The organism is Legionella massiliensis, assembly GCF_000756815.1.
GTDB lineage: Bacteria > Pseudomonadota > Gammaproteobacteria > Legionellales > Legionellaceae > Tatlockia > Tatlockia massiliensis.
The window spans coordinates 264,952-285,238 of record NZ_CCVW01000004.1; the positions used below are offsets into that span (position 1 = coordinate 264,952).

A 20,287-nucleotide genomic window follows, 5' to 3' on the forward strand; every position below is an offset into this window, starting at 1 on the left:
TTGGACTGCCCCTCATCTCGTGAAACGAAGTGGCGAAGAAATCCAATCCTCTGTACTAGAGGATAATTCCTCACCGATCAAGTCCATAGACAGTTCTGTGATTTTGTTATCGTTGGGTGCAAATATACCCAAGCCAGCTGCAGCTAACAGGGTTCCGCAACCTGCGATAACCAAACCAGGAGCAGTTGTAGCCCCAGTAAGGCTAAATGCGACCCCTGCTATAGCTATTACTACACCTAGAGCAAACATGGCGATTCCTAATGCTTGCCACAAAGTGTTGTTGTTATCTTGCAGTATCTTGGCATTTTCCTTGTATTCCGCTGAAATCCTACTGCGATCTTCTGGCGAGTTTGTTGATAATAAATCAATAGTCAGGGAAAGATGTTTATCTAATTCTTCTGTATAGCCTTCACTTTCGATAAGACGCACAAGCTGTTCTCTAACCGCAATCGTCTTCTGACGAATTAAGGGATCGACGCAATAGTTAATCAGACTATTGAGTTCTCCAAGTTTCCCATCAAATACCTCGTTGGTCTGCTCTAATAACTGATGAAGCTCAGGATTAAACTCTGCCACGTAACAGTTAATGTTTTTTGCTTGCAACTCGGGATAAAAATATTTGATGGAGCTGATAAAATGAGCCGCTGTGCTCTTTTCAGGGTTTTTGAATGCTCCGCAGCCAGGCATGATAAAGACGACAGCAATAGGCTGATTCGGATTCTCTTCGGCTAAACGAATTGCTTCTTCACACTGCGCTTGGATTCCAGCAGAGAGCATACAACCTAAATTACCTTCTGCGTCAGGATTCTGTAAGGTCTTGTTTGAAGTTGCCCTTGCATCTAAGGGAGAGGTCTCTAAACGGCGTAAATCGGGGGCTGCATAACCAACAACATCCAGCGGAATTGCAGTTGTAGGTTCTTGTAAAGCGCTAAAAATACCCTCAACAGTATTGAGATTTGTTGTGTCTCTGAACCAATGCCCTGAGCTAAAACCGCTATTTACTGGAACTTCATAGGCATTATTCTGCATATCAAAGTAAATAGGTAATTGGGTTGAACTTTCGTCTTCATTAGGAAACGAGGTAAATAAATCTTGGAGAAACTCTGCAGATTCCAAATAAGCTTCTTTTTGCTCAACCAGCTTGGCGCAAATGGTTAAAACCATTTTGATATAACGTCTTTGATAGTTAAGAACATCCAGTTTTGGTGGTCTCCCTGTAAAAGCGTATTGCCCATCACGGTAATTTCGTCGATGCACATCATCAAAATGAAGAGCCATTTTTAAGGCCGAATCGGTATAGCGAGACAGTAATTCCTCAACAGACCCCTTAGTATATTTCGAGCCGCCATCGCGGTGAGAATTAGCTGCATTATCGACAACGACCTTTGTTCCTTTTTGCGCCAACTCTTTAATTAAGTTGATAACATCACCATTAAAAAATTGGATGCCTTTAGAGACGGCAGCTAGGGGGGTATCATCATCGTTCTCTATGGGATAATGAAGGCTAACAGCACCATCAGCCTTTAAAAGATCAAGAAACCATTGCAGATTATAATCATCATCTATGGCATGGATTAGTGCATTGATTATATTAGATAAATCAGCATCATTGGCAGTAGAAACGTTTGCTGATTGAGTTAGCCTTTGGAATTCTTCTGGATATTTTTGTATTAACTGAGCTAAAAAAAGAGTTTGAGCACACCAATATTGTTTTCTTGCTTGGATTTGGTTTGGTTTATAACGGATTGTAGACATTAGACCGTTAAATGCTTCAAAGCGGGCTTTTTGGCCCTCGTACATTTCTTCAAGAGTTGTTGCTGGCCCACGATATAAAGCTTGTAGCGTGTTAGTTCCTGCGGAGAACAGGCCTGAAAAAAAACCGGACATTTATTATCCTTCACAAAAAAAGCCAATTTTAATTCAGATTGTTTTAGAAGTAAACCATTGCTGATGTTGGTTGATGGGTGATAATAATCTATTACCCCGAATTCCCGTAGCGTAGGGATTTTCTTAACTTAACGGCAGTGAGCGTGGGGAGAGGAGAAACATTTGCGAGGGCCTACCTAGCACTGCACAAAAAATTAATAGGTTACGGTAACTGTAATTGTATCGTTATAAACTCCAGCCCCTGCAACCTGTGAGCCAGGAATCTTGCCATAGACTGGATAATTGCGTATCACAGCTAAGAGTAATAAGGTATAGCTATCATTGACCACGCTTGTGCCTGAGCTGCCATCGCCCCAGACTGTTGTATAGCCTGAGTCAGTGTATAAGTTGTATTGTAAAAGTGTAGAACCAGAGATCATCTTTCTTGCAGAAAAAGTCCCATTTGAACCTGCACTTAATGCAATTTGATAAGCGACATTAAGGTTAGCGACTAAGGCTGTGCAGGTGACTGTAACGGTGCCTGTACCCGTAGTTGCTGTTGCTGAAGTTGGATTGTAAGAAGCAAAGGCAACAGGAGTGGAGGTCACTGTACAGCTGCAGCCTACACCGATACAGGTTGCCTGTGAAAGCGTTGAGAAGAGCCCTAAAATGAAGAATACGATTAATTTTAATTGCATAAACTGCTCTCTTTTTGCAGAACCTTATCAGATGCTGGCAGGTTTAATGAGAAATGACAGACTTGGCCGTCCCACTCAGCTCTACCAGAGAGATGATTATCACTTTGGCTACTAATATAGGCCTGACCATAATAAGCGACAGGAATCGGAGTTGGATCCTTATCCAGATAAACTAGAGCGCCAGCAGGAACTGCTTCACCGCCAGGCTGCTTAAGGCTAAGTAAAATATTGCGTACAGATTGCAACTTAAATTTAACCAGGACACCGCTCTTTCTATAAGGAACAACAACCTGGCTCGCGTCCTTAAATTGAGTAGTTAATGGTAATTTAGCGGTATCGATATGAATTTCGTTGCGTTGATAGGGTAGTAGCTCTGGCACATAGAGGTAGCCTGATCTATTGGTTTTACCTATAGGTTGATTGCGATAGTAAACCTCAACATTTTTAAAGCCTGAAGCATCAACTAAAGCAAAACCCTGATCAACATAGCGGGCAGGGAAAATACGATGGCCAAAACCAATAATACTACCTCGGGCATTAAGTTCACCATTATTGCTACCCTTGAAACCAAGATAGCGCGCGCCCAACAAGCCTTGATTGGTTTGTACATTAAATTCGCCAATGACTGGGCTGTTTTTGTTGTCTGCCGCGGTGAGGCGATAACCATAACCATTACCAAAGGGTAAGTTTTTTACCAATTGAATATTTTCCTGATGTTGATTGCTTTGGCTATATTCATTGACAGTAACTGATTTATTGCCGTTGTCTAGTGGAATACTAATCGTAGCAAATAATTGTTGGCTACCGCTGTGTCTTAAATCAGTCAGGCTGCTTACAGTAAAGAAAACTCTGTTAAACAGAGTCTTGTTGTAGCTGAGCATTAAAGCATCTGAGTTGGGGAGCAAATACTCATAAGGTGCGGCCTGCGCCGGGTTAAATGCATTATTTAATGCAGTATAGGTCAGAGAAAAATTGCCTAAGTTTTCCGTGGAGACGCCCACAAAGGATTGTAAGGTAAAGCTGGGATAGCCTTTATCATGGAAGGTGCCTATTTGAAAATAATCATTGTTGGCGACGGTCGTTTGTATGCCATAACTTAAAAAATTGGTTTGTCGTCTAAACCCAGCATTAAGCAAACCTCCCAGGCCACGTTTTAGATTTTCCTTTACCCGGCAATTGTGGCCAGTCACGCGGCTGCCAGCAGCACCCAAACTTAACACGCCGAAGGTTCCTACTAAGTACTGGTTTGAAAATCCCAGGGTTTGCTGATCCTTTAAAAGCTCTGCATGGATGCCGGCTGTATCACGTTCCGTTAAGCCGAGCGAATAGGTTCCAACACCTAAGGCCTGGCCATAATGATTATTTTCAGAACCATACCAGGAACGTTTCGCTCCTAATTCAAAGGAGTAGCTACTAAGACCGGGTTTAAGTAAGGCTGGGCTGGCGTAATAAGAAAAGCTTGCTAGTTGCTGTCGCCCTAATATATCGGTAGTCATGACTTGAACATTTCCTGCCCCTGTTACCACAGGTAGTTGGGTTAGATAATAATTCCCTCTGCCAACTGATTGTTGATAGGTTTGCATACCATTGATCATGACGTTGAGTGAGGAGGGCATGACAGCTTCACCCGCAATGATTGGTTGGGGGAAGGTGATCAGGTCAGGCTGGGTAGCAAAATTGCTCGCATATTGGATCCCACCGAAGCGAACAGCGCTGTTCCAAGACAGGCCAGAGGAAATTGAATCACCAAAACGCCAAGAGCTAATATGCTCGGGTTTATCGATAATCCAGGAGGTATCAAGGCGGGTAAAATTCGACGGTTGTTTAAAATAATTATAACCATTGACTAGGAAACTACTCGTTCCTACGCCATAAGGCGTGAAAACCCCTGCCTCGCTAAAGGCTGAAACATAACGTTTTTTGTCAAAGTCATTATAGCGGGCATTGGCATCATAATTGAGAAAAACCCCCGATCGCTCCGGTCGCAAACCTGCATTTTCTAACTGAATTGCTGTTTTTATCTCTTCGCGATGCCAGGCTAGAGGGGTTTGGATAGTTAAGATCAGCTCATTCTCGTCGAAGGCGTATTCAACTTCCTCATACCAATCGAGTAATAGATAATCGGTATTTTTATAAGTCATTGGCTTTTGACTGTGGGCTGGAAAGCCCATAGTTTTTAAGTCATTCGCAGCAATCCAGATTTTATTCTGCTCATCGCGGTAGCAACGATAAATAGTAGGATTAGCAACACCATCCATTGTTAGGGTGACAAGCAGGGGATGCAAAATGGGTTGCGGTTTTGCATGGGAATTTTCCATAACAATCAAAAGCATATATAAAATTCCTACTAGTCTAACTAATAGGAACAAGCGAAATCTGATCATTAATAGAGGCTTTTATTGATGACAGCTTTTTCGCATTGATTGTGTTGATAGTCCAATCCTTTGTGGACCCTGGTAAAAGATAGGCGAAGGTCGTTAGAGGTTGAGTTAGTGCTTGTTTATCAGATGAAAAAAACTGTAGTCGATTAATAAAAACAACGTTATTTCCCTTATTCTCAGCCCTCAGTTTTAAGGTTTTTGCCTGGAGCGTTTTAACGGACCAGACAAGATTTTGTTGTACAGGGGATAAGGTTTTGACGATAATCGGCAAGCTAATACGTAATGCCATTGTCAGTTGATTCTTTTTCTTGAGCCTAAGTTTGGGAATGACCTCCTGTATAAAAAGACGATAGGCCTTTTCCTGATTGTCAAATAAAGGGTATTCAAGCCCAATACGGACAACTTGCTTTCCATGAGCAGAAATACGGAAGATTTGCGGTGTTGCGATCAGCTCATCGCTATGGGTATAAATTTCTTTATCATTGGCCTGTCGCCATTTAACTAGCTCAAGCTGTAAGGTTAATGGGTTATCACCCTCATTAGTTAAGGTCAGGTTTGCAATCGGTGTATCAGGTGATAGCGTTAATCGAGTAGGTGAAACACCTACAGCGTTTCCGCTACAGGTAACACAGAATAAGAAAAAGCCGCAAAACCATTTTTGCAATCTTTTTCGGTTTATTAAAACAAAAATCATAAAAACATCCTAACTCGATTAATAGGTTACTGTTACGTTTACTGTATCCGTATAAGCACCAGCTGGAACTGTGGCGCCAGCAGGGATGGAGCCATAAACAGTTTTGGTTTGTGCTAAGCCTGTTGCTGTTGTTGCCGCTGGTGTGTCGGTTCCAGGAGTGTTACCCCAGTTGGTGGTGTGACCACTATCCTGGTATAGGCCATAAGGTAGTAAATTGGTGAGAAAGGTCATTTTCCTGGTTGTCACTGTAGCACCTGAACTGGCACCAGCATCTAAACCAATTGTGTAGGTACTTGAAAGGGTGCAAGTAGTGATAATAGTCCCCGTTCCTGTGGTGGGAGTAGCTTGAACTGGACTATAATTTCCAAAGGCTACTGGAGTAGTAGTGACAATACATGCTGTGAGCACCGTCGCGGTGACTGCAAGTGTGGTGGTTGTAGTTGCTGCATAAGTTTGAGCACATAGGCTGGTTAGACTGAGAACTAGAAGAAATTTTGCCCCGAATCTTGGTAATAGTGAAAGTTCCTTTTCCATTTAAAATACCTTAAATTGGTAAAATTAATGATTATTATTACAAGATTTTCATATTTTAATAAAGTAAATTTTGATCTTAAGAACCTTTGTAAGAGACAAAAAATAAAAGTCCTCTAATCTGTTGCGAATTCCCGCGGCTTGCCTCATAGGTCTCTACACAAGTGCCTGTAATTGAACGCCCTGTCCCCCAACGCGCCACGTCATCCAGAGCGCAGCGAAGGATCTCCGGGATTAGCACGGTGCCACATTCAGGAGATCCTTCGCTGCGCTCAGGATGACGTAGTGTTGAGACCAGGAGGGACATGACCTATTACAGACACTTGTGTAGATACCTATGGGCTTGACCGCGGGATCTGATGGTGGTGCAGGCGACATAGATCCCGCGGTCAAGCCGCGGGAATTCGAACAGGTTAGAAACTTACGCTAAGATCCAAGCCCTCTTGGTTGGTTGCGATAAGGTCAAAATTGTCTTCTCTTGACGGTGTTTTCTTGACGGGGTGACCATAGCTATTACTTGGTTCAGCAACATAGCGCGAGCCTTTTTCAGAGCCACCAAACTCATGCAACATAAGCTCTGTTGACTCCTCTGGTTCAAATTCAGGTAATTCACGAATTTTGAATTGAGGATAGTAAAGTTTAGATGCAACCCATTCACAGAGGGGTTTTACTATTCCATGCCAGACTGAGGCCAAAGCCAGAGAGGCTAAGGGTGTTAGAATCAGCATACTTACGGCTAATACAGAGGGGGTTAACAGACTAAGGGTTACTGGAGCGAGGCCAAAGCCCCCAGTGAAAATGATGAGGCTTGCAAGACCAAGACCCAAGGTAGTCCATTTTATAACTCCCCAGACTTTTGGATATCTAAGTGTTGCCCTTGAAAGTTTTGCGAAGATGCCCTGATCTTTCTCTACGGTGACCCTTGCCCTAGCCTCATCAACTAGTTCACCACTCAATCGTTGATGATGTGCATTGAAATATTCAGCAGTTTCCTTGGTTTTAACAATCATTCCCTTTTGCGAATGCGCTGCTCTATCAGTTGCTGCGTGGTTTTGCGCAGTTAATGCCTCATTTTCTGCTTGATAAACTCTAAGCAAAGCCTCATCTAAGTGGTCGATATCAGCCTCAAAATAGGGATCACTTACAATTAAGCGAGGAAAGGGTTTGAATTTTGTGCCATTGTCCTTGAGAAAGGTATACATGCGGGCAAAGCTGATAAAGCTTTCACGAGGAAAGTAGATACTATCTCGGCTAAGGGTCTGAAACTGTGCGCCAGCATGGCAACCGGCTATCGCATCTTGTTCAAGGACGGTGTGATCGGGATAGTCAACGATCAATGGGGCATGGCAAGCAATTGCCGGTAAGGGAATATGTGGATATAAGGCTAAAACCCGATTTAAGTTTTTTGATTCAGTTAAATCCATCGTTTTATTTGCGAGACTAATCTCGAAGGGATCTAAGGCTGCGCCAGTAAGCGAATTTCCAGGAACGGGATCGAGGAGTGCTAAATTAATCTCAAGGAGCTCAGGGGCTATTGCACCTAATTGTTTGGCTAGCAAGAGAGCAGCAACAGCGCCACGGCTAAGGCCATAGGCGTTAAGCGTCACCTTATTCCCTTTTTGAATCTCAGCAAGGACACGTGTAATAACCTGTTGGCATTGTTCATCTAATCCAGAACCAAAAATAGCTCCAGTAAAACCATAGTCTATCCCGCAGCCATTAAAGCTAGTAACGAGCTGATTTTTACTTGGTTCGATATGTTTTGCGAGCAGGTTCAGAAGAGTATTGCCTTGTTCCGCATGGTGATCGGTACCGCTGAAAAGAACTGTATAGGTAATATGCATAGAGAGGCTTTTAGGTTTCTATAAAATTGGCATTATTATCTTTTGCAATCATTAAGGAATTATTAACAAAGGTAGGAAAATCTAATGAATTTGGTAAAAAATTAAAATTCCGTCCTCCTAACGTAGTCCGTCATCCAGAGCGCAGCGAAGGATCTCCTGAATGAGGCACCGTGCTAATCCCGGAGATCCTTCGCTGCGCTCTGGATGACGGAGTGTAAGAGGCGTGACCTACTACTAAATAATGGTCTTTATGCGCCTAATATGCCCTTTGTGTTTATTTTAAATCCTGTCGGTGATATTCTGACGCAGACTTATAAAAATAAAACAAGGCAAAAAAATGAAAAAACATATCCTACCTCTAGCCCTTTGTTCTTTATTTACAAGTAGTTATGCCTTTAATGCAGATATTAACCTTGGTAATCTCGATGAAAAAGATCTGGTATCTTTTCATATTGTAACTGGGAGCTGTGTGCCTATGGTTCGATGTGATTCTATGGGATTTGATGCTAATGGAATGCCTTTTCACATTTTACCGGAATTCATCCGTTCACTTAACGTGGACTATAAGCAAGCCAACCTACTTGAGTTTGGCCTTGCTATTAATGGCATTTCTTACCCAAGTTGCCAGCATTTGGAAGTGACTCATGGTGGACAAAATATTAGAGTGACCTTATCTAAGACTGGATGTATTTAAACAAATGAGGAAACCTTGATTACGCTGCGCTCTGAGTGATCCTGACATTTTTTAATTAAAGTGTCATTTATATTCCCATGTGAACATTAATCGGTTACTTTGACTTATATGTGTGACATTCCCGCCTACGCGGGAATGACACACAACAGAACAGAAAGAACTTATATGGCACATGCTTTCTGTTTAAAAAAATGCCAGGATTCCTCAGCGCTGCGCTGCATCAAGGTTCCCTCTTTAAAAAAGTCTTTACAACCTCACCAACTCAATAATCTCCTTGTAATAAGCAGAATAGTTATCCGAATTAAGCGAAGAGTAATTCAGGTTTTTAATCAAACTGGTTAGTTTCATAAAGAAATGACGAGCGCTTTCCTTATCTGCAAAGTCCTGTTCTTTATTAATGATGTCGATAAGCAGGTTAAAGAGTATTTTTTGCCGTTCAATAGGGACAGAGACATCAACGGGGTCATAGGCATCCTGCTGTAAGTAAACCATATCAAACATCAGGGCTTTTTGATAAACGATATAGTCGTCCATTGTTATTCCTTCTTCACCTGTGACCTGCATCATATTAAAAATATCCTGGCCTTGATGGAGAAGGTCAGTAGCTTGCTCTACTTTCATCGTCCAAGTTGGTTCAAGATTTTCATCAAACCAGTGTTTTAGCTGTTGCGAATAGCGCGACCAGGAAATTAGAGGATCAACTGCCGGATAGAATCGTTTATAAGCGCGGTCATAGCTTAAGCCCAGAAAGGTTTTGACGGCACTCAGGGTTGATTGGGTAACCGGTTCTTCAAAATTTCCTCCAGCGGGGGAGACAGTACCAACGATTGTTAAACTCCCGATCGTATGATCAGCCGTTTCAATAATTCCAGCGCGCTCATATAAACCGCGAATAGCGCTATCTAAATAAGCTGGGAAACCTTCCTCACCAGGAATTTCTTCCATACGCCCTGAGGTTTCTCGCATTGCTTGTGCCCAACGCGAGGTTGAGTCGGCAATAAGTAAGACGTTAAATCCCATTTGTCGATAATATTCACCAAGTGTTATGCCGGTATAGATCGAGGCTTCCCGCGCAGCAACAGGCATTGACGAGGTATTACAGACGATAATCGTTCTATCCATGAGCGTGCCGCCGGCCTTGGGATCAAGCAATTTAGGAAATTCAGTGATCGTTTCAACCACTTCACCAGCTCGTTCACCGCAGGCAACAATAATGACAATATCAACATCCGAATATCGGGCTATTAAATTTTGTAAAACGGTTTTGCCTGCACCAAAGGGCCCGGGAATGCAGGCTGTTCCTCCGCGAGCTATAGGAAAGAAGGTATCAATCAAGCGTAAACTGCTGATCATCGGTTGCGAAGGGTAGAGGCGCTGTGCAAGGTTTTTATTCATTAGCTTTTGGGCGATAGAAGAGCGAACAGGCCATTTTTGTAACATCGATACTTCGCGGCTATTACCCTGTTTATCAACCAACTTTGCGATAGGCGTTGTCACGTTAAAGGTGCCTTGCTGGATCCAATCTACCTTCATTTGTTCGCCTAAATCAAAGGGAACCATTATTTTATGGTTTAGCCTTCCCTCTTGAACCGTACCCAGTACACTGCCGCCACTGACCAAGTCTCCAGCTTGAACCAGAGCTGAAAACACCCATTTTTTTTCCAGGTCAATCGGCGCCTCTTTCGTTCCACGAGGTAAAAAATAACCATATTTATTAGCAAAGTTCAGCAAGGGATTTTGCAGCCCGTCATAGATCATGCTCAATAACCCTGGTCCTAAACTCAGGGAAAGCTGTTCACCTGTTTGAATGACTCCATCACCCACAGCAATACCACTGGTTTCCTCAAAGACCTGGGCGACTGCTGTATTATTTTTTACATGTAAGATTTCAGCCATGATTTCTTCTTGATTGGCTGAGCCCAATTGCTTGGGGCAAAGGTAAATGATCTCATTTTTCAGAATAGGTTTGGCACCGTTTGACTCGATATGAACAATACCTTCCTGGATTGCAATGACTTTTCCATCTCGCTTGTCTTTCATAACACAAGTCCTTTAATGTCATCATGAATTAGTGCTTTAACTAGTTCATCAAAGTTGTCAGCAAGGTTGCTGTTAAATTTTGACCAATAGTGAATCAGATTCCAGCGTAAAAGATAAATCATCAGGGCTTCAAAATCGAAATAATGTCTAAGCTCGATAATCGATAAATAATGCCAAATATAATCCAACAAAAACTCTTCTACAGCGCTTGTATCTTCCTTCTCTAAATCGCTTGCCACTTTAGATAGCCAAGGATAAACGCCTTTTAAGCCGAAATCAGGTTCATCCCAGTGTTGTATCAATTGATGGTTCCAATGACTAAGCCAGCATTCTTGCGGATTTGCAGGGGGTGCTTTTTTTTCTTTACGCAGCCTTAATGCAGCGAACAGGCTCCGTAAATCCATAAACCAATGAACTGTCTTATGAATAAAGGGCGAATCAGTTTTTAGTAGTTTTATATACGCTTCTTTGGTAGAGCTGAACGATTTTTGCGGCATGAACCAACTTTGCCAAAGCAGATATTCAAGGGCGTAGGCTAAGGCAAGATTTTCTGCAGGCAGGAGCTTGAGCCTTTTTTCCAACTGGATCCTTGAAATAGGTGGCGCCTCGACCTTGAATGATGCCGGCATCCGCGGTAGGGCAGAGGCAACCATGTAGAATTGGGTCGTCATTGCAGTAGCCCTTCTAAGAGTGCACGGAATCGCGGTTGCATATGATTAATCAGCAGGGCGCTCACGGCGTCCTCACTGAGATCCAAGACAATATTTTCCTCAACGAGATGAACCTTGATGCCAGCAGGTTTTCTGGCGTCGGGGTTAATGACCACGTTCATTCCTTCTTTGAGTATTTTATGGGTAAGCGATTGGATTAGCTCTTTTAAAGGATCCTTGGTCATCAAATCGGGATTTTGACGTATTTCATCAAAATCCAAGATCTTTTGCGGCAAGAGGATTTCAAATTTTTGGCATTTGAAGGCTTGTAGTTGTTCTGCAGAATCGCTGGCAACTAAGAGAATTAATTGGCGCAACATCTCTTCATTATCCAACTCTTTATGAACAATACGTTGTACTTCCTGGGTAAAGCGGTCAATCAAATTCTGCCTTAGTTCAAGGCGAATATTGCGAGCTGCCAAGCGCAGCGCATCTTCGGCTGCCTTCTTCTCCTGAAGGATTTTTTGCTGGGCTTCTTCCGCTATCGTTTTGGCTTTCTGCTGAGCCTGGTTCAAGAGTTCATTGGCCTTGGTTTGTGCAGCCTGAATGATTTGCTCAGCTTCTTCCTTACCGGCATTAACACCCTTTTGTTTTAATTGTTCAATCAGCTCCTCAATGCCCTGAGAAATAATCTGCGCTGATTTATCTTGTTTTTGATCCATTGCAAGCCTCCTAGATTCCACTACTGAGCACTAAGGCAAATACAAAGATAAACACGGCAAAGCCTTCAACGATCGCTGCTGGCGCAATCGATAAACCAAAAATTTCTGGTTTATTCTTTGTTGCGTTAATGGCGCTGGCGCAGCAAATACCCTGCTGAATGGCACAGATCATCAAAGCAACTCCAGCGAGCACCCCAATACCAAATTGGGCGCCGGCAATTCCTGGGGTGACTGGTTTGTTCAAGGTGAACATAATCACAATTCCCATAATCGCCTGGGTTGAAGGGAGTACTGAGACTCCGATGTATTTACCATAACCGCCCTCAGTATCCAGCATCACCCCAATCGCTGCCTGTCCTGCAATAGCACAGCCACAGATTGAGCCGACAGTAGCCAGCGCCATTGGCGCATAGATGCCTAACCAGCCAAACAATAGCATTAAGTCATTCATGCGAAATCTCCTGCTTTTTAAAGGGTTGATAAATATAGCCATCTTCCTTAAGTGCCCATTTAAAGAATTCGATGTAATTCAAGCGTAGTCCATGAATTACTGCCCCCATCAGGCATAAGGCAAAATTCATAGTTTGGCCAATCAATAACACAATAATTGCCAAGACCCAGCTCGTTGAATGGCCGATATGCATTGCGAGGGTGTTAAAGGTAATAGCTAGCGATGCACCGGCAAGTCCTAAGGCAAATAAACGAAGGTAAGACAAGATGTCACCCAGTAAAGAGGGGAGTTCGTACAAGGCTGCCAGGCTGTGGAAGATTCGTTTGACTAGGCTTTTAAAGCCGGTTACAGGTTCATTGGATGCAAAAATCATGATCATCAATAGGCTGATAAGGAACAAGACATAGGACAGTTCCTTTAACGAGTTGTGGTGTTTTGCTAAGCCTAGAGAGAAAACAAGGGCTGCGATAATAAACAGGATAAAGCCGAGGGCTTGTAGGCGTTCATTAAGCTGGGTACTAAACCAGGCGCGCATCGCAGAGCCCAGACAAATATGCAGGCAGCCGATGACAATGACCAGTGCCATCATGGCATTGAAGTTATTAATATTAATAATTTTTAGTTCGGCTAGCCAGGTTCCTGCTTTGGGTTCAACGCCCCAATAACTCCCCAGCAAAACACCATAAACAATTGAAAAGCTGCTAATTGAAATCAGCAAGGGTCTAAGCCATTTCGCTCCATTGTATCGTCCTAACCATTTCCAGCTAACAAGAGTGAATAAGGCCAGAATGAGGCCATAGCCGGCATCGGCCATAATCATCGCGAAGAACAGGGAAAAGGAAAAGAAGACCATGATTGATGGGTCGAGGGAATGATAACCAGGAATTTGATAAAAACTAACTAGCTCTCGTCCTCCGGCTAACCATGAATTCGATTCTAATAGAGTTGGGGGGAGCTCGCCTTCTAGCGGGTCTTCGATGGTTAAGGCAAGTTGATTTTGTTCACAAAACTGTTGAACTTCAACTAGTTGCGATTGCGGCAGCCAGCCTTGGAGAAGGAAAAAATCATCATGATCCTGTGTCTTATCCAAGGCTTTTTTCAATTGGGTTCGATCTGAAAACTGGGCAAGTTCTAGTGATAATAAATAGCGATAGCGTGTTAAATTTCGTCGCTCATCAACGAGGTCGTCGATTTTCTCATTTACCAACTCTAATTCAACATAAAGTGAATTCAGGCAGACTGAACCGGTATGAATGCGCCTTGCGCAAAGCTGCTCATCCTGGGGTTCAGTAGTTGCTAGGAGCGCAATAAAAATATAACGATTATTGCGATAGATTTCTTGTGCGGGAATTTCTTTGGGAATTAGCTGAGTTTCATTAACGCTTATTTTATAGAACCATAGTTTTATCCCTGCTAAGCACTCCTCTGGCGGCAGCTCAAACTGGCCTAATTCAGCTAGATCTTTAGTGCGTTGCTCTAGGAAATCATGCCGATCTATCATGGCTCTTAAAGCGCTTTGATTGGCTAAGATCTGCTTTACAATTTTATCGGGGCTGAAGTCATGCCAGTGTAAACGTGCTCTCCCTTGTTGTGGTGAGTCCTTAAGATAGCGTAAGGCTGATTTGATTTCGTCAAGCAGGGTTGTAGAGCTGGTTGTTAGCGCTTTCTTAGACGGTGGATTAATAGCGATAAGATGCATGCAGCCTAAGCCTTGCAAGGCATTGATGATTTCCTTTTTAGATTGGCTTAGGCCAAGTAAGCTAATTTTTTTGAACTTGGCGATACTCATGATATCTGCCTCTTTTTCTTAGCAATTTTTGAACGGACAACTGCTGCCCGTTCATTGTCGGCTAAAAATATCTGTATTAAGCGAATATGATTTCTTGCATTGGGAATTAATACTTTTTCGAACAGATTCCTTCGTTGGGTCACTGTTTGCAGTGATTTTTCCAGCAGTTGCGAGCGCGATGCAAGTACCTTGGCCTCTAAGCTTGTTTCGATTAATTCAGACAAGAGATGAATGAGGTGCTCTAACCAGTGGGGGCTGTTGAGGTAAGAGTAGTCGGCAATGTTAAATTCGATGGATTTAAAGACTGGCAAGCGGACTCCAACGATATTTTCTTCTTGAATATTGATTGCTTGAATATGAATTAATTTTTTAATGGCTTGTAGATGGTCTGCTGCCATGGGTAGGTCATTGTTGATTTTTTCTTTTAGCTCGGATTCCTTGCTTTTAATACTAGCTATTTGACGCTCAACAAGGCTTCGCTCGGTTAATAGTTTTTTCCTTTTTAATTCGAGTGAGGGCAAATATTTCTGAAAGTTTTTCAGTTTTTTTTGCTCTAGGCTTAGTGACGCTTTGTTTAGTTTAATTTGTGTCATGATGATCATCCTAAAGCATTCAAAATTACGTCATCCAGAGCGCCCTTGCCCCTTAAGAGCAAACATCGATAAAGACCCTGTCATCCTGAACATAGTGAGGGATCTCCGGGATTAGCACAGTGCCACACTTAGGAGATGTTTCTCTACGTTCGACATGACCTACGTCATTGGGAGCAACGTGAAGGATCTCCTGAATGTGGCTTCGTGCCTGCTTTTGGAGATCTCTCACTGCGTTCGAGATGACGTTTTACTAAAATACTTAGCAACCAATTCCTGCTTAATAAGCAATTCATTCTCATGAAAACATTCGCCCAGTGTTTGCCAACATAAATCAAGTGCCTTTTCCAGAGGAATAGCTACGTTTATATCCATAAAACGTTCGCGGAATAAGCGGCCGAATTTTAATAAGCGCTCATCAAATTCAGAAATTTCAAAGGCCATTGCCTGCTTTTGTTCTGCTTCACAGGCCGCAGAATAGAAGCGGATCATGGCATTCATAATTTGCCCATGATCATCCCTGGTTTGTTTGCCAATGACATGCTGCTTAAGTCTGGACAAGGAACCAAAAGGATCGATAGAGCCTGAATGCAAATAAAGTTGCCCCTCAGTGATATAGCCGGTGTTATCGGGAACGGGATGAGTTACATCATTGCCAGGCATGGTGGTAACTGAGAGGATGGTGACTGAGCCTGCGCCTTGGAAATCACAGGCTTTTTCATAGCGTCTGGCCAATTGTGAATACAAATCCCCCATGTAGCCACGGTTTGATGGGACTCGCTCCATCGCTATGCCGACCTCTTTTAAGGCATCGGCAAAGGCTGTCATATCAGTCAATAGGACTAAGACCCGCTTGCCTTCTTCTACGGCCATTTTTTCTGCAACTGCTAAGGCCATGTCAGGGACTAGCAAGCGTTCAAGGATGGGATCAGAGGCTTGGTTAACAAACATGATTGTGCGAGCAATGGAGCCATGATCCTCAAAGGTTTTGCGAAAGGCGTAGTAATCATCGAATAAGAGTCCCATACCACCAAAAATAATAAGATCGGCGTCGGCCTGGGTTGCTATCTTGGCTAAGAGTTCGTTATAGGGTTCGCCAGCAATAGAAAAAATCGGTATTTTTTGACTTTCTACCAGACAGTTAAACAGATCGATCATCGGTATATTGGTGCGAATCATTTTCGAGGCTAAGATTCGGCGTGTTGGATTGACTGTAGCGGTGCGTATAGGGATTTTGTCATCCTGATCCAGCTTGGGTCCATTATCAATAGCCTTACCTGTACCGTTAAATACCCGGCCAAGAATATTGGCTGAATAATTAACTTTCATGGGGTGACCAAGAAAGCTGACCGAAGAGTCTGTTGATAAGCCTTTGGTGCTACCATAAACCTGAAGGGTAACCACATCTTGCTGTAAATGGGTAACCTGGGCTAGTAAGGTTGGTTGACTTGGATCGGCTGCATGAATAAGTGCTAAATCATCGAGCTTGGGTACAGGAATTGAGTGGCTATCCTCTCTAAGTGGTACGGATAATTTAAGGATATCGCCTGTAATTTCCCGTATATTCTTATAATGAATAATAGCCATGTTGTTCCCTCATAGTTCGCTTGGCATTAACCATGATTGCGGCAATGGCACAAGAGCTAATGCGTGAACGAATATTATCAGCGCGACTAGTTAAAATGATTGGCACTGAGGCACCTAAAATAATGCCTGCCGAGGCTGCATCGGCTATCAAGGTTAACTGCTTCGCTAATATATTTCCTGCTTCGAGATTAGGGACTACGAAAATATCAACCTGACCAATGACTGGTGATTTGATCTGCTTGGTTTCTGCTGCATGCAAAGAGAACACATTGTCATAGGCAAAGGGTCCATCAACAAGTGCCCCAGTGATTTGTCCTCTTTCTGCCATTTTAGCCAGGCAGGCGGCATCAATAGTCGATGGCATTTCTGCATTAATTGTTTCAACAGCAGAGAGGAGAGCAACCTTGGGTACAGCATTTTTGTTGAAGGTATGAAAGAGATCGATAGCGTTTTGTATGATATCTCTTTTGGTCATCAGGTTAGGGCTAATATTGATTGCCGCATCAGTCACCATAAAAGGCTTATGGTATTTTTCAATAGCCATAATAAACACATGGCTAATACGACGGCTCGTGCGCAAGCCGCCATCAACCTTTATAACCTCATGCATCATTTCATCAGTATGGAGGTTGCCTTTCATCAAAGCATCAACCTTGCCTTCGCGAGCCAGGCTAACTGCTTTTTTAGCTGATTCGACGGACTCGGCGATATCGATAATGTCATAAGCGGAGATGTCAATCTTTAAGGTCTGCGCCAAACTCACTATTTTTTGCTGCGGGCCTATTAAAATAGGCTCGATTAATCCCATTTGCGCAGCTTCAACGGCTCCATCGAGAGAGTCTTCGCTGCAGGGATAGATCACTGCAACTCTTATTTTCGGTAACGACCGGCACTGTTCAAGGAAATTATTGGCCAGTTTGTCGACGTCGAGTTTTTGTGGCTCCATGGTTTACACTTTCCTTAGCGTGAACGTTTTTTTGCGAGTCAATAAATTGGTTTATCTCTGGAATAATCGTATTACGGAATTTGCTGCCATTGAATAAGCCGTAATGGCCCACTCCGGGAGCGAGGAAATATTCTTTCATGTTATCTGGAAGATTTTTACAGAGTTCAATGATCGATTTAGTCTGTCCAAGACCGGTAATATCATCGCGTTCACCTTCAATAACCAGAATGGAAGTCTTTCTAATATCGTGCAGGCGAATGTCCTTACCCTTTGACTTATAGCGTCCCTTGATCAGCAATTGCTCTTGGAAAACCGTATGGATTGTTTGCATATAAAATTCAGCAGTTAAATCCATGGTCGAGAAATATTCGAGGTAGAACTGGATAATTTTAAAGGCCTTGGCGCGTTGATTTTCCGCATAGTTATCAATAGCGTTCTTCAGCGACTCAATATGGCGCTGCATATTCATGCTCATAAAGCCAGAAAGCTGCATAAAACCAGGATAAACCAGGCGCATAGCACCGGGAAAACGTGCTGGAACCATAGAAATCACATTTTGTTGAAACCAATTCTCTCCCCGTGAAGCAGCCAATTGATTCACGGCTGTAGGCGATTTAGTCGTGTCAATCGGTCCACCCAACATGATTGCTGTAGCAGGCAAATGTGGATCATTCTCGGTAGACATTATGGCGATTGCTGCAAGCACTGGAACCGTCGGTTGACAGACGGCCATTACGTTAAGTTCAGGGCCTAAGAGTTGAAAGTAGGAAATGATGTATTCAATAAAATCATCCAAATCAAAGGCACCCTCAACCATAGGAACATCACGAGCGTTTTTCCAGTCAGTGATATAGACATCATAGTAGGGGAGCAAACCCTTAACGGTATCTCTTAATAAGGTTGCATAGTGGCCAGACATGGGAGCAACCAGCAGTAGCTTAGGAAAGGACTTTTTGAAGACTCCACTTTTTTTGAATTGGACCAAATTACAAAAGCTCTTACGATCGACTATCACTTCGGTTACATCGTAATAGTCATCGTCAATTTTTACATCGAGAATATTAAACTTAGGCTTTTCATAGATGTTAGTTGACATATGGTAGACATAAAGATAACCAGCGAGCTCCCTAAAATGCTTGGCTCCTTCTTGCAAGGCTGATTTGATTAGCTCATTTTGCATCTCGGACATATAGGGTATGGTTACAGGTACATTGATCGAATCTGCAACTCGATTAAAGCGCTTTGATAGACTGAGGCAATAATCAGAATAAGGTTGAATGGCTCTCATGTAGAAGTCATACACGCTATAGAGCGAACGGTTATCTAGTGGGTTGTACAACATAGGAGATCCCTTCTATTGGTTGCATAGGTCAGACAAATTTAATATCAGTATAGGAGCTTCTCCGCATTTTTTCATTAGGTTGCGGCAAAATAAATGGGAGATCTCGCAGTCCACTGACGTTAACTTAATAGTAGTGAGCCTGCGGTCAAATCCATAGGTATCTACACAATACTACGTCATCCAGAGCGCAGCGAAGGATCTCCTGAATGTGGCACAGTGCTAATCTCGGGGATCCTTCGCTGCGCTCTGGATGACGTTGTATTAAGGAGTTATTGAGTGAACATTAGATCTGATCTAAGGTCTTCTTCATCATCTCTCCCAGGCTGAAAACGCTCAGAGAGAGCGCCGAGGGGCTCAGGCCCGAGTAGTTCATTGATTCCGGCAACTGTTGCAAAGATAGTACCAGTGAGTCCAGACCGAACGGGTAGCTGTTTTGCAGCATTTTTAAAGAAAGTCATTCCCATCTCTCTGGGGTTTTGTTTAATAAGTGCACCAGCCTGTTTTAATACAGCAAAGCTGCTCTTTGTCTGTAATTCACCCTTCTCAGTAATTGTGCTTTGTGCAAGCACATAGTCTTTGAACGCTGAAAAAGGATAAGAGAAGACACCGGCTGTGATTCCACTTAATGCTCCTGCTGCAAAATGTCGTGCAGTGGGGTCCTCGATAGGTAGACTCTCTGCAATCCTGTCTTCAACCATACAGAGGGAGGTAAAATTGACTAGCCCAGATAAATATCGGGGGGCAAAACCGCCCTTCATTAATTGATAGGCATTATGGCGTGTCTTCCAGTTAAAATCTTTCGGCAAAAATCCATGCATTTTCTTATATTGTGAAAGTGATTCTGAAAACTGGCTAACAAGGATATCCCCAAATGAAACTGCCATAACATAGCCTGTTTCATTAACCCGAACAGTCTCTTCAATTTCTCTTGTTTCCGTAGCCGTAGGTCTGATTTTTTTTGTTCCTGTAACATAAAGAGTTCTAAGTGAAGAGCTGCTCAGAGAGGATAGGGTTCCGGCATAGGCCGCGCGAACAAGACCTAAGGTGCCTCCTGAAAAGGGTGGAAAGAAGGTACCATCTTTGCTTAAGCTAACTAAAACAGTTTTGATTGGGCTTTGAATGCTTACTATTGCGGCCGATGTAGTTGCTGCGACAGTGGTAAAATTTAGGGCTCTCCACATTAGCAAAGTGGATGAACTAGTTTGGCTTTCTGCGGGTAAGTTTGAATCTTGTTCGTTGCTTGAGGATTGATTGGGTTCAGTTTTAGTGCGCATGCTCTAACTCCTAAAGTATCTGTAGGCGCTAGATTATCGAAATTATGTTAATTAAATATTATATTTGCTCTCATATTGATAATAGTGGTCATTAAATATTGACGATCTGTGCTTTGGTGATCGTTGAAGATTTTCTTAGCGCATTCTATTCTTTTATAAATTGCCCCCCGCTGAGACATCTCTTGAAT

At 42.9% G+C, this 20,287-nt stretch carries 17 protein-coding genes; 1 reads left to right on the plus strand and 16 read right to left on the minus strand.

What is annotated here, in order from left to right; genetic code table 11:
- Positions 1 to 12: 12 nt before the first annotated feature.
- The 6 genes from BN1094_RS15890 to BN1094_RS15915 form a co-directional block, all read right to left on the minus strand.
- Positions 13 to 1,887, minus strand: a complete 1,875-nt coding sequence (locus BN1094_RS15890; protein ID WP_044012132.1) for a DUF2975 domain-containing protein — start codon at positions 1,885 to 1,887, stop codon at positions 13 to 15.
- A gap of 194 nt (positions 1,888 to 2,081) precedes the next feature.
- A complete protein-coding gene (locus BN1094_RS15895) occupies positions 2,082 to 2,564 on the minus strand; it encodes a Csu type fimbrial protein (protein WP_081935185.1) in 483 nt (160 codons plus the stop codon).
- Entirely contained in the window at positions 2,555 to 4,897 is a 2,343-nt protein-coding gene (locus tag BN1094_RS15900; RefSeq protein WP_044012133.1) for a fimbria/pilus outer membrane usher protein, read from the minus strand. The genes BN1094_RS15895 and BN1094_RS15900 overlap by 10 nt, the downstream gene beginning before the upstream one ends.
- A 19-nt stretch (positions 4,898 to 4,916) precedes the next feature.
- Positions 4,917 to 5,639 (minus strand): fimbrial biogenesis chaperone, encoded by a 723-nt coding sequence (locus BN1094_RS19000; protein ID WP_052403340.1) that lies wholly within the window; start codon positions 5,637 to 5,639, stop codon positions 4,917 to 4,919.
- Between the two features lie 18 nt (positions 5,640 to 5,657).
- Positions 5,658 to 6,173 (minus strand): Csu type fimbrial protein, encoded by a 516-nt coding sequence (locus tag BN1094_RS15910; RefSeq protein ID WP_044012135.1) that lies wholly within the window; start codon positions 6,171 to 6,173, stop codon positions 5,658 to 5,660.
- Between the two features lie 410 nt (positions 6,174 to 6,583).
- The gene (locus BN1094_RS15915; protein ID WP_044012136.1) at positions 6,584 to 8,014 is read right to left on the minus strand and encodes a hypothetical protein; all 1,431 of its coding nucleotides are present in this window, start codon (positions 8,012 to 8,014) and stop codon (positions 6,584 to 6,586) included.
- Between the two features lie 337 nt (positions 8,015 to 8,351).
- Here BN1094_RS15915 and BN1094_RS15920 point away from each other — a divergent pair, with 337 nt between their 5' ends.
- Positions 8,352 to 8,708, plus strand: coding sequence for a hypothetical protein (locus tag BN1094_RS15920; RefSeq protein WP_044012137.1), 357 nt, complete (start codon positions 8,352 to 8,354; stop codon positions 8,706 to 8,708).
- A gap of 246 nt (positions 8,709 to 8,954) precedes the next feature.
- Here BN1094_RS15920 and BN1094_RS15925 read toward each other — a convergent pair whose 3' ends face one another.
- The 10 genes from BN1094_RS15925 to BN1094_RS15970 all read right to left on the minus strand — a co-directional run bounded on the left by BN1094_RS15925 (position 8,955) and on the right by BN1094_RS15970 (position 20,099).
- The gene (locus BN1094_RS15925; RefSeq protein ID WP_044012138.1) at positions 8,955 to 10,748 is read right to left on the minus strand and encodes a V-type ATP synthase subunit A; all 1,794 of its coding nucleotides are present in this window, start codon (positions 10,746 to 10,748) and stop codon (positions 8,955 to 8,957) included.
- Entirely contained in the window at positions 10,745 to 11,419 is a 675-nt protein-coding gene (locus BN1094_RS15930) for a DUF2764 family protein (RefSeq protein ID WP_044012139.1), read from the minus strand. Before BN1094_RS15930 ends, BN1094_RS15925 begins: the two co-directional genes overlap by 4 nt.
- Positions 11,416 to 12,120 (minus strand): ATP synthase subunit E, encoded by a 705-nt coding sequence (locus BN1094_RS15935; RefSeq protein ID WP_044012140.1) that lies wholly within the window; start codon positions 12,118 to 12,120, stop codon positions 11,416 to 11,418. The genes BN1094_RS15930 and BN1094_RS15935 overlap by 4 nt, the downstream gene beginning before the upstream one ends.
- Positions 12,121 to 12,130: 10 nt before the next feature.
- On the minus strand, positions 12,131 to 12,571 hold the full coding sequence (locus BN1094_RS15940) for an ATP synthase subunit C (RefSeq protein ID WP_044012141.1): 441 nt from the start codon (positions 12,569 to 12,571) through the stop codon (positions 12,131 to 12,133).
- Complete coding sequence (locus BN1094_RS15945) at positions 12,564 to 14,360, minus strand: V-type ATP synthase subunit I (RefSeq protein ID WP_044012142.1); 1,797 nt, start codon at positions 14,358 to 14,360, stop codon at positions 12,564 to 12,566. The genes BN1094_RS15940 and BN1094_RS15945 overlap by 8 nt, the downstream gene beginning before the upstream one ends.
- Entirely contained in the window at positions 14,357 to 14,953 is a 597-nt protein-coding gene (locus tag BN1094_RS15950; protein ID WP_245614375.1) for a V-type ATP synthase subunit D, read from the minus strand. Before BN1094_RS15950 ends, BN1094_RS15945 begins: the two co-directional genes overlap by 4 nt.
- A gap of 225 nt (positions 14,954 to 15,178) precedes the next feature.
- Positions 15,179 to 16,537 (minus strand): V-type ATP synthase subunit B, encoded by a 1,359-nt coding sequence (locus BN1094_RS15955; RefSeq protein ID WP_044012143.1) that lies wholly within the window; start codon positions 16,535 to 16,537, stop codon positions 15,179 to 15,181.
- Positions 16,518 to 17,483, minus strand: coding sequence for a bifunctional enoyl-CoA hydratase/phosphate acetyltransferase (locus BN1094_RS15960; RefSeq protein WP_044012144.1), 966 nt, complete (start codon positions 17,481 to 17,483; stop codon positions 16,518 to 16,520). Before BN1094_RS15960 ends, BN1094_RS15955 begins: the two co-directional genes overlap by 20 nt.
- Positions 17,443 to 18,825 carry a polyhydroxyalkanoate depolymerase gene (gene phaZ / locus BN1094_RS15965; protein WP_081935187.1) on the minus strand — a complete coding sequence of 461 codons (1,383 nt, stop codon included), beginning with the start codon at positions 18,823 to 18,825 and terminating at the stop codon, positions 17,443 to 17,445. Before phaZ ends, BN1094_RS15960 begins: the two co-directional genes overlap by 41 nt.
- A gap of 269 nt (positions 18,826 to 19,094) precedes the next feature.
- Positions 19,095 to 20,099 (minus strand): hypothetical protein, encoded by a 1,005-nt coding sequence (locus BN1094_RS15970; protein WP_052403341.1) that lies wholly within the window; start codon positions 20,097 to 20,099, stop codon positions 19,095 to 19,097.
- Positions 20,100 to 20,287: the final 188 nt, after the last annotated feature.